Consider the following 12,419-nt stretch of genomic DNA (forward strand, 5'->3'; position numbering starts at 1 on the left):
TATTTTGTCGGACAAGCAGGCATATTTAACGGTTCAGATGGAATTCATTGCCATAATTTATGACGTAGCGTCCACAAAATGGGGAAAACAATGCATACATTTAGAGATTTTTAATTGCAGCTTTTCACTATGCAATCGCCGTTGCAACCATAGCGAATAATATCAGTGCAACGGACTGTTCCGAGACCCCATCAAACAACGGAAGCTTATCGGCCGGACCTCGGCAATAGGATCTAGAATGTCAGCGAATCGTCAACCAGTTCTTCAGACAGTTCCGGAAGCGCCCGGCTTGCTCTGTCGTACGCCGAAGGACACGCTGGCGAAACTGGATTATGCCCTTCAGCCGGTCGTCGATATCGGCACCGGTGTTGTTTACGGCTATGAGGCCCAGATCCGGAACTGCGATCTTGTCGGTGCGCAATCTCCTGACGAACTGATCGATTTTGCCCACGCCGAAGGATATCTGCCCCAGTTGGAGGCCCATCTTCTGGCAAAGGCGATGAACCGCTTCGGCAGGTTGAAGATCGCCCAGGGCACCAAACTCTATTTCAAGCTGGATGGACGCGACCTCGGCCAGGACAACGATCCGCGCATGCGGCTGGCAGGACTTGTGGCGGAAGCCGGCTTGCAGGTGAACCAGATCTGTCTGGAATTTTCCGAGCGGCACCAGCAGACCTTCACCGACGTTACCCACCACGCCGTCAACGATCTGCGCCAGTTGGGCTTCCTGATCGCGCTTGACGACTTCGGCCGAGGCTCTTCCGAGCTGCGTCTGCTGCACGACATGTCGCCCGACTACGTCAAGATCGACCGTTTCTTCCTGAACGGCATCGATTGCGACGCCAGGCGCAAGCTGTTTGTCACCACGGTGGCCAACCTGGCGCACGTGCTGGGCGCAAGGGTGATTGCCGAAGGTGTTGAAACGGAGAGCGAGTTCAAGGCCTGCCGGGAAGCCGGCTGCGACCTGATCCAGGGCTACTTCGTCGCCAAGCCGTTCCAGGAAGCTTCTTCCGCCAAGCTCTTTTATGACCATGTGCGCGCGCCGGGTGTCGGCCGCAAGCGCCGGGAGGAGCTGGACCGGATCCGCAACGAGCTGATCAAGGTACCGACCATCCAGTCGAACGCTTCCATGAACGACCTGCTCGACATGGTGGTCCATAACCAGGAGGCCAGTGTGGTTCCGGTAGTGGATGCCAACAACGAGCCGCGCGGCCTGATCCACGAACGCGACCTGAAAGCCTATCTTTACGCAGGCGCACCGGACGACGACGATGCCAAGGCAGCCCTCGATTTCCCGCTGCGCTCTTTTGTGCGCGCCTGCCCGATCGCCGACATTGATTCCAATGCGGACATGCTGCTGGTGACCTTTGCCTCCTCTATCAATTCGGATGGCATCATCATCACCGAGAACTTCCGCTATGCCGGTTTCCTGTCTGCCACGTCTCTTCTGAAGATCATTCACGAAAAGCGTCTTCAGGAAGCGCAGGACCAGAACCCGCTGACCCGCCTGCCCGGCAATGGGGCCATTTCCAGGTTCATCGCCGAAAGCGGGCGCAAGGGCACGTACGACCGGCATATGTGTTATTTCGACTTCGATAACTTCAAGCCGTTCAACGACACCTATGGCTATCGCCAGGGTGACCGGGCGATCATTCTGTTCAGCGAACTGCTGCAGCGTCATATTTCAGGATCAGGCACGTTTTACGGCCATATCGGCGGCGACGATTTCTTCGCCGGTTTCCAGAATGTCGACCAGACCGATGTTGCTGCGCGCATGCTGGCGCTGAAACGTGCATTCCGCCTGGATGTCGAAAGCTTCTATGAACCCGAGCACCGGGAACGCGGCTTCATCGAAGCCCAGGACCGCTTCGGCACGACGCGGCAGTTCCCGCTGCTGCAGTGTTCCATATCGATCCTCAGCCTGCCCAAGGGCCTGACGCTGCATCCCGATACGCTCAACCACGAGATCATGGAACTGAAGCGCGCAGCCAAGCGCTCCGACGACGGCCTGGCCGTCAAATGCCTGGCTGCGTGAGGCCAAGCCACACTTCTACACTTCTCAGGGAACACGTTGCACGTCCTCACCTGACCGGCGGGACACGGCTCTGAGCGCACCTCTCATAGGAGGGCACGTTCGGGATGATGCCTTGTGCTGCTGTGTGGCTCGATCCGGGCGACCGATGGCCAGGGAAAAAGGCCCGTGCGACTACGCTGCCAATCAGTCCAGTACCAGGCCAAACCCGGCCAGCAGCCGTGACACCCCCGCATCCTTCGTGCCCGAGGTGAAGATCGCCCGATCTGGCAGATGGCGGGAAGGTTCACTTGCAGCCCCCTCCCCCAGAACTCGGACCAACTGGCGGGCGATGGCTTCCGCCGGATCCAGCCAGTCGACCGGCCAGGGAGCAATCCTGCGGAAACGGTTGGCAAGAAACGGATAGTGGGTGCAGGCCAGCACGACGATGTCGGTCCGCTTGCCGTCCTGTTCCAGGAAACAGTCAGAGATTTCCGGCAGAAGGTCTGCGTCGGAGACGGTGTCGCCACGCAGATGTTTTTCGGCCAGTTCCGCCAGCTTGTCCGATCCGACAAGCCGGACATGGCACTGGCTGGCAAAACTCTCGATCAGGCTTCGTGTATAGGTTCTGCGCACCGTGCCCGGCGTTGCCAGAACCGAGATCAGCCCGGAGGAGGTGCGCTCCGCCGCCGGCTTGATTGCCGGAACAGTGCCGACAAAAGGCACGTCTGGATGTCTCTCTCGCAAGGCGTCCCCTGCGAGCGTGAAGGCTGTATTGCAGGCAATCACCACCGCCTTGGGGCCGTGTTCGGCAATCAGATCGTCAAAAAGGGATACGATCCGTTCTTTCAATTCCGCTTCCGGCCAGCGGCCGATGGGAAAGGCCGCATCGTCGGCGACATAAAGGAGCGGCTCATAAGGCAGCAGATATCGCGCTTCGCGCAGCACCGTGAGCCCGCCAAGACCTGAATCGAAAAAGAGTACCGGCCCCGAACCCTGCAAGATCTGCCTCTATTCTTCGCTGCCTGAACCTGATCTGTCCTTGCGCGGTCGCGTTTCCCGTTTTTCCAGCGAGGCCACGACACCGCGCAGCGCGCGCACTTCCTGGTCGGTCAACTCCGCCTTCTGGAAGATGTTGCGCAGCGTGCGCACCATATGCGGCCGCCGCTCCGGCGGACGGAAGAAGGTAGCCTTGTCGAGTGCCCCTTCCAGGTGCTCGAAGAAGCGCAGCACTTCGTCCTTCTTCGCCGGTGGATGCACTTCTTCCGACAGGATAAAGGGCAATGCGCCGGACGTCGCGGTCTTGCGCCATTCATAGGCACACACCAGCACTGCCTGCGCAATGTTCAGCGAGGCAAAATCCGGATCTACAGGCAGCGTGACGATCTCGTCGGCGAGAGCCACTTCCTCGTTGTTGAGACCCCAGCGCTCTCGGCCGAACAGATAACCGGTCGCGGCACCCTGTTCTCCAAGTTCGACGGATTTTTTGGCAGCTTCATCCGGCCCCCGCACAGGCTTGGGCACTTCGCGCGAGCGGGCCGTGGTGGCGAAGACAAATTGCAGATCGGCAATAGCCGCCTCGACACTGTCGAAAACCTGCACCTTGTCGATAACGTGATCCGCCCGGCTTGCCGCAGCTCTTGCCTTTTCACTCGGCCAGCCGTCGCGCGGATTGACGATCCGCAGATCCACCAGACCAAAATTCGCCATCGCCCTTGCCGCCGTGCCGATGTTCTCGCCAAGCTGCGGCTCGCAAAGGATCACTGCCGGCGGCTTGGCGGTCACGGCGCGGGCTTCGTCTCTGATGTGTGCATTCTTGCTCATGAAGCGGGGATTTAGCGGAAGGAACGCCCGATGAAAAGACTTAAAGGAAAGCCCACAGCTCCACAGAATTGTGCATTCGGACGCCAATCGCCCCTCTTGCAAAGGTTCGTGCGAAAACCTCCCGCTTTTCGGCGGAAAGGATGTAAAACCAAAAAGGCACAACGAGAGTGAACATGAATGCCCATGCCGCAAACCTATTTCCGCGCATCGGTGGAGTTTGATGCCTTCATCCATGATGTTCGTGACACCTGCATGCTGCAGACCCATCATCAGGCCTATCACACGCTGCGCGCCGTGCTGCATACCTTCCGCGACCATCTGACGACGGAACAGGCCCTTGCTTTCGCCAATATTCTTCCGGCCGTGACCCGGGCGATCTTCGTCGAGGACTGGCATCCGTCCGGCCTGTTGCCACCTGCCTTCCCAGACCGGGAAACACTGATCCGCGAAGTCAAGTCGGTCCGCAGGCATCACAACCTGGCACCGGACAGCGCAATCGAAGATATCGCGGCGGCCCTGCGCCGGTCTTCAATCGACGAGCGGGAGCTCGATCGGGTGCTGACAGGCTTCCCCGAAGGCGCCGCCGCGTTCTGGCGGCCTGAACACGTCTCTGCCCGGGAATGAAACACGCATCTGCCTAAACCATCCAGAGGACGAGAAAGACCCGATCATACAGATCTTTATACATGCCCCTTGATGTGAACCGGTCAGCTTTCAGCGTCCTCACAATGGACTTTTCCAATCCGTTTGCTAGAACTCCCCTCAAGTTGCCGCCCTACTCCTTCCGAAGGGCTTTCAATTGATTGCGTACAATTGTATACGCAATTCGAAATTCATCGGAGGGCCACCTGAGCGCCCTCCCCGTCCACAGTTCGAACGCTAGGAAATGTGACTGTCATGGCCGACATTATCTACACCAAGGTCGACGAAGCACCGGAACTGGCCAGCGCCTCGTTCCTGCCGATCATCCGCTCCTTCACCAAGGCAGCCGGTTTGACCGTCGGTACCAAGGATATCTCCCTCGCAGGCCGTATCCTGGCGAACTTCCCCGAGTATCTGACGGACGCACAGAAACAGTCCGACGATCTTGCGGTCCTCGGCGATATGGTCAAGCAGCCGGACGCCAATGTCATCAAGCTGCCGAACATCTCGGCATCGCAGCCCCAGCTCAACGCCGCCATCAAGGAACTCCAGGCCCAGGGTTACAAGCTGCCTGAGTATCCGTCCGAGCCGAAGACGGATGAGGAAAAGACCGTCAAGGCCAAGTATGACGCGATCAAGGGTTCTGCCGTGAACCCGGTGCTGCGCGAAGGCAACTCCGACCGCCGCGCGCCGAAAGCAGTCAAGGAATACGCCAAGAAGAACCCGCACCGCATGGGTGAATGGCTGCCGTCTTCCAAGACCCACGTCGCCACCATGGGTGAAAACGACTTCTTCTCCAACGAAAAGTCGGTGACCGTTTCTGCCGGATCCGCAGGCAAGGCCAAGATCGAATTCGTCGGCAAGGACGGAACCGCAACGGTTCTCAAGGGCGACTTTGCCCTGGACGAAGGCGACGTCGTCGACGGCACCTACATGAGCGCCAAGGCGCTGTTCGCGTTCCTGGAAAAGGAAATCCAGGACGCCAAGGACATGGGTATCCTGTTCTCGCTGCACATGAAGGCAACCATGATGAAGGTCTCCGACCCGATCATCTTCGGTTACTGTGTGCGGGCGTTCCTGAAGGACGTCTTCGACAAGCACGCCGCAACCTTTGCCGAGCTCGGCGTCAATCCGGACCTCGGCATCGGTGATCTGGAAGCCAAGGTCGCCACGCTGCCGGCCGACAAGGCCGCCGAGATCAATTCCGACATCAAGGCTGCTCTCGACAACGGCCCGGCCATGTACATGGTGAACTCCGACAAGGGCATCACCAACCTGCATGTCTCTTCCGACGTCATCATCGACGCCTCCATGCCGGCCCTGATCCGCGCAGGTGGCAAGGGCTGGGGTCCGGACGGCAAGGAAGGCGACGCCAAGTGCGTGATCCCGGACAGCTCCTATGCCGGCGTCTACTCCGCCGTGATCGACTTCTGCCGCGAAAACGGCGCGCTCGATCCGGCCAAGATGGGCACCGTGCCGAACGTCGGACTGATGGCCCAGAAGGCCGAGGAATACGGCTCGCATCCGCAGACCTTCAAGGCTCCGGCTGACGGCACCATCCGCATCGTCGACGCTGCCGGCAACACCCTGATCGAACATGCCGTCGAAGAAGGCGACATCTGGCGCGCTTGCCGCACCAAGGACGCCCCGATCCGCGACTGGGTCAAGCTCGGCGTCACCCGCGCTCGCCTGTCCGGCATGCCGGGCGTCTTCTGGCTGGACAAGACCCGCGCTCATGACGCGGAACTGATCAAGAAGGTGGAAGCCTATCTGCCGGAACACGACACTTCCGGTCTCGACCTGCAGATCATGGCTCCGTCCGATGCGGCGAAATATTCCACCGAGCGTATCGCCCGCGGCGAAGACACGATCTCCATCACCGGCAACGTGCTGCGTGACTACCTGACCGACCTATACCCGATCCTGGAAGTCGGCACCTCGGCAAAGATGCTGTCCATCGTTCCGCTGATGAACGGTGGCGGTCTTTTCGAAACCGGCGCAGGCGGTTCCGCTCCCAAGCACGTTCAGCAGCTGATGGAAGAGAACTACCTGCGCTGGGACAGCCTGGGCGAGTTCTGTGCCCTCGGTGCATCGCTGGAACACCTGGCCAACGTCAAGGGCAACGACAAGGCACAGGTTCTGGCGGACGCGCTTGACAAGGCCGTCGAGAAGCTGCTCGACAATGACAAGTCCCCGTCCCGCAAGGTCGGTGGCCTGGACAACCGCGGCAGCCACTTCTACGTCGCGCTTTACTGGGCACAAGCACTGGCAGCACAGGACAAGGACGCCGAGCTGAAGGCGCATTTCGCACCGATCGCCGAAGCGCTCTCTGCCAAGGAAGATGCGATTGTTGCCGAGCTCAACGGCGTTCAGGGTTCACCCGCCGACACTGGTGGCTACTACCATGCCCCGCAGGAAAAGGTGAACGCCGTCATGCGTCCGAGCGCAACGCTCAACGCCATTATCGGTTGATTTGCAAATACACCCTTGGGTAGAAGTAGGGCGGCTCCGGCCGCCCTCTTTTTTTGCGCCAGGGAGCTCATTTCAAATGGTCCTTCAAAACGAGAACCATCAGCCGGTTGTCCGGAATGGAGCCGGGGAAGAGTTCACCCTCTTCTCGGCAACAAACGACCCTCAATCAGCCAAATGGTGGCCGGACACGAGTTTTCTGGTGCATGCGCTCAGCGATGGCGATTTTTCGACCCTGCGCGGTGCCATACAGCTCATGGATGATGAGCACGAACCAGTCTTTCTGACCGGGCCCGGCAGCGTCACGAACGAACTTTATGCCCGCCTGGAACACCTCGGCTACATGAGGACAACGGAAAAGCCCCTGCCCGAAGACATGCAGGGGCACCTGATCGAGCGCGGGCTGACCGACTACGGCAAGGAACATATCGCCGACTTTGTAATTGCCCAGCGCATCCAGATGGAAGAGCTGGATGGCAACAGGGAAACGCTGGAAGACTTCTGCACGAAATTCGACAATCTGCGGGAGCATCACACGGGTTTCCCGCTCGAGGCGCTGCACACGTTCCGGATGTTCTTTTCTGATCCACGCTACGATTTCGATCTGGACCAGTCTTCGAACTATCTTTTCCGCCTCTACAAGATGTTCGGCATTGTGGAGATCTCCGACGAAGGTGTCGCACGCGCAAGCCGTTTCGGCTCCATGAATGTGCCGTTTCTCTTCGATCTGCTTCTGAACGAGCGTGGGGCAACAGTCAGACACTAGCCCCGAAAAGCGTTATTGCCTGGGTGTAGGTGATCCCCGGGGCTCATGACGATCGGTTGCTTTAGTTGACCTTCCCGAGCCGCAGATCCGGGTCCGGTTATTTGTTGCGCTTCGTGCGGGGAGACGATTTGAGGCTGGCAACGAAAAAGGGCGGCTCACCGAGCCGCCCGTTTTTTCCGACACCGCTTATCCGCGAATGAATGCCAGAACGTCGTTGTTGAACTCCTCGGCCTGCAATTGTGCAAGACCGTGGCCACCGCCTTCATAGATCTTCAAGGTGGCATCGTCGACGATTTCCGCCGCCCGGTGGGCAGAAGCCTTGATGGGCACGATCTGGTCGTCGTCGCCATGCACGATCAGCGTCGGCACCTTGATGGCCTTCAGGTCACCGGTGTAGTCGACTTCCGAGAACTCTCGGATACAGTCGTACTGACCCTTGATGCCACCGGCCATGCCCTGCAGCCAGAAGCTTTCCTGCAGACCCTGATTGGTGTCGACCCCATCGCGGTTGAAACCATAGAATGGCACCGTCAGATCCCTGAAGAACTGCGACCGGTTGTAGGCGGTCCCCTGGCGGATACCGTCGAACACTTCCATCGGCGTGCCGTCCGGATTGTCTGCCGTTTTCAGCATCAGCGGCGGCACAGCACCGACGAGAACGACTTTGGCGACCCGGTCATTGCCATGCCGGCCGACATAATGGGCAACCTCGCCACCACCGGTGGAATGACCGATCAGGATCACGTTCTTCAAATCCAGATGCTCGATCAGTTCGGCAAGATCGTCCGCGTAGCGGTCCATGTTGTTGCCGTCCCATGGCTGACTGGAGCGGCCGTGGCCGCGGCGGTCATGGGCAATCACCCGAAAACCGTTCTGGCCGAAAAACAGCATTTGCGCGTCCCAGGCATCAGCCGACAGCGGCCAGCCGTGGGAGAAGACGATCGGCTGCCCCTGCCCCCAGTCCTTGTAGAAAAGCTCTGCGCCATCGGATGTCGTGAAAGTCGTCATTTTCAGATTCTCCTGTTCAAGCAGTTGTTTTGCGGCACCGAACTTCGGTGCCATCACCAGACCGAGCCCAAGGACACCGCCGCCAATCAGCGCCTGGCGACGGTTGACCTGCGGCCCAACGATCTTGTTTCCCATCGGACGATCTCCATTTAACTCGTGCACGATTTAATCGTGTGCGATGTATATGTATCGGCAAGTTCGCTCTGTCAACGCTTGCCAAGAAAAAAAATGCTGCTTAGGAACGTTTCATGTCAGAACGCACTGAAAACAAAGGCGCCTCGAAGCCCTTGAAGAACACCGGCCCGGACGCCTTGGGCGGAGATCTCGACGATTTTCTCTGTTTTGCCGTCTATGAGGCCAATCTGGCCTTCAATCACCTTTACCGGTCTTTGCTGGAAGAGCTCGGCCTCACCTATCCGCAGTATCTGGTGATGACCCTGCTTTGGCGCAGAAACGAGAGAACGGTCAAGGATATCGGCGACGCGCTCAGCCTGGAATACAACACGCTGACACCGATGATTAAGCGCCTTGAAGCAATGGAGCTTGTCTCCCGCGTCCGCGATCTGGAAGACCAGCGCGTCGTCAATGTCTGCCTGACAGCCAAGGGTAACGCGCTTCGGGAAAAGGCGGCTGCCGTGCCGCAATGTGTTGCCGAGGCATCCGGTCTTTCGGAACAGGCTTTCGAGGATTTGAAATCCGCACTCGACACATTGCGGTCCAACCTGAAATCCACGGGAGACCGGACTTGAACAACCTCACAGGCAACATCACCGCCATCCTGTTTGACAAGGACGGCACCCTGCTGGATTTCGACGCGACATGGGCACCGGCCTATCGCGAAACCTCGCTCCATGCAGCCAGAGGCGACCGCGCCCTGGCCGACAGGCTCCTGGAACAGACCGGCATGGATCTGGTGACCGGAAAATCCGCGGCCGGGTCTCTGCTTGCAGCCGGCAACTCTGCGGAAATTGCGGCTGCCTGGATTGCCTGCGGTGCTGATTTTCAGGAAGGCCCGCTGACCACAGACCTCGACCGGGTGTTCATCGGCTGCATGCATGATGCTGCGCCCCTTACTGGCATTCCGGAAGCTGTGGAGACCTTGAGCGGAACCGGGTTCACTTTGGGTGTTGCCAGCAGCGACAGCGAAGCGGCCATAAGGGCCTTTCTCGCCGGCACCGGGCTTGCGCCCCGTTTTGCCTTCGTCACGGGTTACGACACGGGTTTTGGCCCGAAGCCGGAACCGGGCATGGTTCGCGGCTTTGCCGAGGCAACAGGTCTTGCAGTGGACCGGATCGCCGTTGTCGGTGACAACACGCATGATCTGGAAATGGCCCGTTCGGCGGGCGCCGGACTTTGTATCGGTGTCCTGACGGGCACAAGCGCGCGCCACGACCTGGAAACCCTGGCGGATGCCGTTCTGGAGAGCGTTGCCGATCTGCCGGCTTATCTGGCCGCCAACTGATTCAAATCAGGCCGGCACCGCCGCGCCTTGCCGTCGCACCTGTCCGGGCGTCTGGTTGAATTGACGCTTGAAGGCCCGGTTAAACGCGGCTTCCGAGCTGTAGCCGATGTTTTCGGCAATATCGATCAGGGGCAGATCCGTCTCCCGAATGTCGCGCCGTGCCCGTTCCATGCGCCAGTGGGTGACATAGGCCAGCGGCGTCATGCCGACGAGGTTCGTAAACCTGTCCGCAAAAACCGTCCGGGACATGCCGGCTTCCCGGGCAAGGCTCTCCACCGTCCAGGGCTTTTCCGGCGCCAGATGGATCTTGGACATGCTGCGCCCGAGCTTCGGGTTGAGCACCGCCGCCAGGCATCCGGCCCTGTCCCCCTCCCTGTCGACGAACGTTCGCACCACCTGGATGAAGATGATCTCCGTCAACCGGTGGATGATCGCCTCGGACCCCGGCTGCCCGGCGCGCACCTCGCTGGCAACAAAACGCATCACTGCTTCCAGCCAGAAGGCGTTCATCGTCTGTGTGTTGGGCAGATGAATGACCGATGGCAAGGCATCGAGCAGCGGATGGACCGAGCCTTCCTCGAATTCGAAATGGCCACAGAACAGTTTGCAGGCCAGTTCCTCGTCCGGCCCCCCGTAATAGAGCGCACCTTCCCCCGTATAACCGGATTGCCGCACGACCTCGTCCACTTCGGCGGCGGGACGGCCCGGTTCATCGCTCAGGATATGAGCGGCCCCGTGCGGAATGACGGCCAGGTCACCGGTCGCAAGGCGGATCGGCTTGTCAACACCGTCTACCGCGAGCCAGCAGCCACCACGCATTGCCATGTGAAACCTCGCGACATTGCCGAATGCCGGCACCCGCACAGCCCAGGGCGGCGAAAAACAGGTATGGAAATAGACGGATCCCCGTAGCTTCAAGGCATCCAGGATCTGGGTCAGGGCGTCATGTTTCATGAAAGGCCGGTTCCGGTTGAAGTCTCATTCCCGCATTTTTGCCTCAACACCGCAAAGCGCAAGGCTCCCGGACGATCGGTCAATTTTCAGGGACTTTCGTGCATGGATAGAACCGAAGTCGACCAACATCTTTGGGCTCGTGGGCAATCCGCCCGCAGGAAACCAACCTGGAGCACCTGAAAGATGTCTGTTCGCTTCGTCACCAAGACCATGCACGCCTATCTCGATTATCCCGTCGCGATCGGCCTTATTGCCCTGCCCGTATTCCTTGATCTCGGCCAATCCAACCCGATCGCCTTCTGGCTATCCTTCCTGACAGGCTTTGCGGCCCTGGCCCTGACGATCCTGACGGATCACCAGACCGGCATCATCCGCATTCTGCCGTATTCGGTCCATCTGGCGGTCGATTTTGCCGTCGGCATCGTGTTCCTGGCAGCTCCCTTCGCACTTGGCTTTACCGGCCTCGACTTCGCCTATTACCTGGTCAACGCTATTGCCGTCCTGACAGTGGTCAGCCTTGCCAAACCGCAGGAAACGGTTGCGCAGGCCGCTTGACAGCCCCCGTCCACGCACAATGACACCGGCCCTCACGCCGGTGTCTTTTTTTGAACTGCAATCCGGACGATCTGCAAATCCTCGGGAACTTGCGAACATGGAGACGCCTGAGCTTCGGACGCAAGGTAGAGGCACCGGAGCAAATCCGGCCTTCAACCTTCATACCCTTTCAGGAGTAGAACATGTCCTTGATGAAATCCGCCATTGCCGCAACGCTGCTGTCTCTTGCCGCTCTCTCTGCCCCGGCAATGGCCGCGGACGAATACAACACCTCCAGTGGCCTGACGGCCGCCGGCAGCCCGCTCGGTCTTCATGGTGTCGATCCCGTGGCCTTTGTCAGCCTGGGCAACCGGATTGACGGAACCGCGCAATATACGGCCGTCCACGACGGTGTTGCCTATTACTTCGCATCCCAGGAAGCCATGGATGCCTTCACCGCGCATCCGGATCAGTACCTGCCGCAAAACGGCGGCTTCTGCACCTTCGGTGTTTCAGTCGGCAAGAAGTTCGACGGCGATCCGCAGTTCGCAGCTGTTGTGGACGGCAAGCTTTATCTGTTCCTGAACGAGGCCATCTTCCGCGAGTTCCAGAAAGACCAGTCCGGCACGATCACCAAGGCGGAAGCCAACTGGAAGAAGATCCGCTCTACCGAGGCAACGAAGCTCTGATTGTTCGTTGTCAAGGCGTGGGAACGACAAACAAAAAGGGCGGCCCCAGGGCCGCCCTTC

12 protein-coding genes are annotated in these 12,419 nt (G+C 59.3%); 8 read left to right on the top strand and 4 right to left on the bottom strand.

The annotated features are described in order from the left end of the window. The first annotated feature begins 238 nt into the window (after positions 1 to 238). Positions 239 to 2,035, top strand: coding sequence for an EAL domain-containing protein (locus HCG46_RS01400; RefSeq protein WP_023000836.1), 1,797 nt, complete (start codon positions 239 to 241; stop codon positions 2,033 to 2,035). Between the two features lie 183 nt (positions 2,036 to 2,218). Here the strand turns inward: HCG46_RS01400 and murI are convergent, their stop codons facing one another. Then, on the bottom strand, positions 2,219 to 3,013 hold the full coding sequence (gene murI, locus HCG46_RS01405) for a glutamate racemase (protein WP_152506181.1): 795 nt from the start codon (positions 3,011 to 3,013) through the stop codon (positions 2,219 to 2,221). Between the two features lie 9 nt (positions 3,014 to 3,022). After that, positions 3,023 to 3,835, bottom strand: coding sequence for an RNA methyltransferase (locus HCG46_RS01410; RefSeq protein ID WP_023000834.1), 813 nt, complete (start codon positions 3,833 to 3,835; stop codon positions 3,023 to 3,025). Positions 3,836 to 4,012: 177 nt separating this feature from the next. On the opposite strand from HCG46_RS01410, the gene HCG46_RS01415 reads away from it, so the two are divergent. The 3 genes from HCG46_RS01415 to HCG46_RS01425 all read left to right on the top strand — a co-directional run bounded on the left by HCG46_RS01415 (position 4,013) and on the right by HCG46_RS01425 (position 7,712). Further along, positions 4,013 to 4,459, top strand: coding sequence for a DUF2267 domain-containing protein (locus HCG46_RS01415; RefSeq protein WP_168684233.1), 447 nt, complete (start codon positions 4,013 to 4,015; stop codon positions 4,457 to 4,459). A gap of 264 nt (positions 4,460 to 4,723) precedes the next feature. Beyond that, on the top strand, positions 4,724 to 6,949 hold the full coding sequence (locus HCG46_RS01420) for an NADP-dependent isocitrate dehydrogenase (RefSeq protein ID WP_353621803.1): 2,226 nt from the start codon (positions 4,724 to 4,726) through the stop codon (positions 6,947 to 6,949). A gap of 76 nt (positions 6,950 to 7,025) precedes the next feature. After that, positions 7,026 to 7,712, top strand: coding sequence for a hypothetical protein (locus HCG46_RS01425; protein WP_023000829.1), 687 nt, complete (start codon positions 7,026 to 7,028; stop codon positions 7,710 to 7,712). A 186-nt stretch (positions 7,713 to 7,898) separates the two neighbouring features. Here HCG46_RS01425 and HCG46_RS01430 read toward each other — a convergent pair whose 3' ends face one another. Next, the gene (locus tag HCG46_RS01430) at positions 7,899 to 8,720 is read right to left on the bottom strand and encodes an alpha/beta hydrolase (RefSeq protein ID WP_031269231.1); all 822 of its coding nucleotides are present in this window, start codon (positions 8,718 to 8,720) and stop codon (positions 7,899 to 7,901) included. 248 nt (positions 8,721 to 8,968) lie between these two features. On the opposite strand from HCG46_RS01430, the gene HCG46_RS01435 reads away from it, so the two are divergent. Together HCG46_RS01435 and HCG46_RS01440 are read left to right on the top strand one after the other, a co-directional pair. Beyond that, entirely contained in the window at positions 8,969 to 9,469 is a 501-nt protein-coding gene (locus tag HCG46_RS01435) for a MarR family transcriptional regulator (protein WP_023000827.1), read from the top strand. Then, complete coding sequence (locus HCG46_RS01440; protein ID WP_168684237.1) at positions 9,466 to 10,182, top strand: HAD family hydrolase; 717 nt, start codon at positions 9,466 to 9,468, stop codon at positions 10,180 to 10,182. Before HCG46_RS01435 ends, HCG46_RS01440 begins: the two co-directional genes overlap by 4 nt. A gap of 6 nt (positions 10,183 to 10,188) precedes the next feature. Here the strand turns inward: HCG46_RS01440 and HCG46_RS01445 are convergent, their stop codons facing one another. Then, entirely contained in the window at positions 10,189 to 11,136 is a 948-nt protein-coding gene (locus tag HCG46_RS01445) for an AraC family transcriptional regulator (RefSeq protein ID WP_023000825.1), read from the bottom strand. Between the two features lie 183 nt (positions 11,137 to 11,319). Here HCG46_RS01445 and HCG46_RS01450 point away from each other — a divergent pair, with 183 nt between their 5' ends. Next, positions 11,320 to 11,691 carry a hypothetical protein gene (locus tag HCG46_RS01450; RefSeq protein ID WP_023000824.1) on the top strand — a complete coding sequence of 124 codons (372 nt, stop codon included), beginning with the start codon at positions 11,320 to 11,322 and terminating at the stop codon, positions 11,689 to 11,691. Between the two features lie 182 nt (positions 11,692 to 11,873). Further along, on the top strand, positions 11,874 to 12,359 hold the full coding sequence (locus HCG46_RS01455; RefSeq protein WP_075283922.1) for a YHS domain-containing (seleno)protein: 486 nt from the start codon (positions 11,874 to 11,876) through the stop codon (positions 12,357 to 12,359). The last annotated feature ends 60 nt before the right edge of the window (positions 12,360 to 12,419 follow it).

It is taken from the genome of Labrenzia sp. PO1 (assembly GCF_012273635.1).
GTDB classification, from domain to species: Bacteria; Pseudomonadota; Alphaproteobacteria; order Rhizobiales; family Stappiaceae; genus Roseibium; species Roseibium algicola.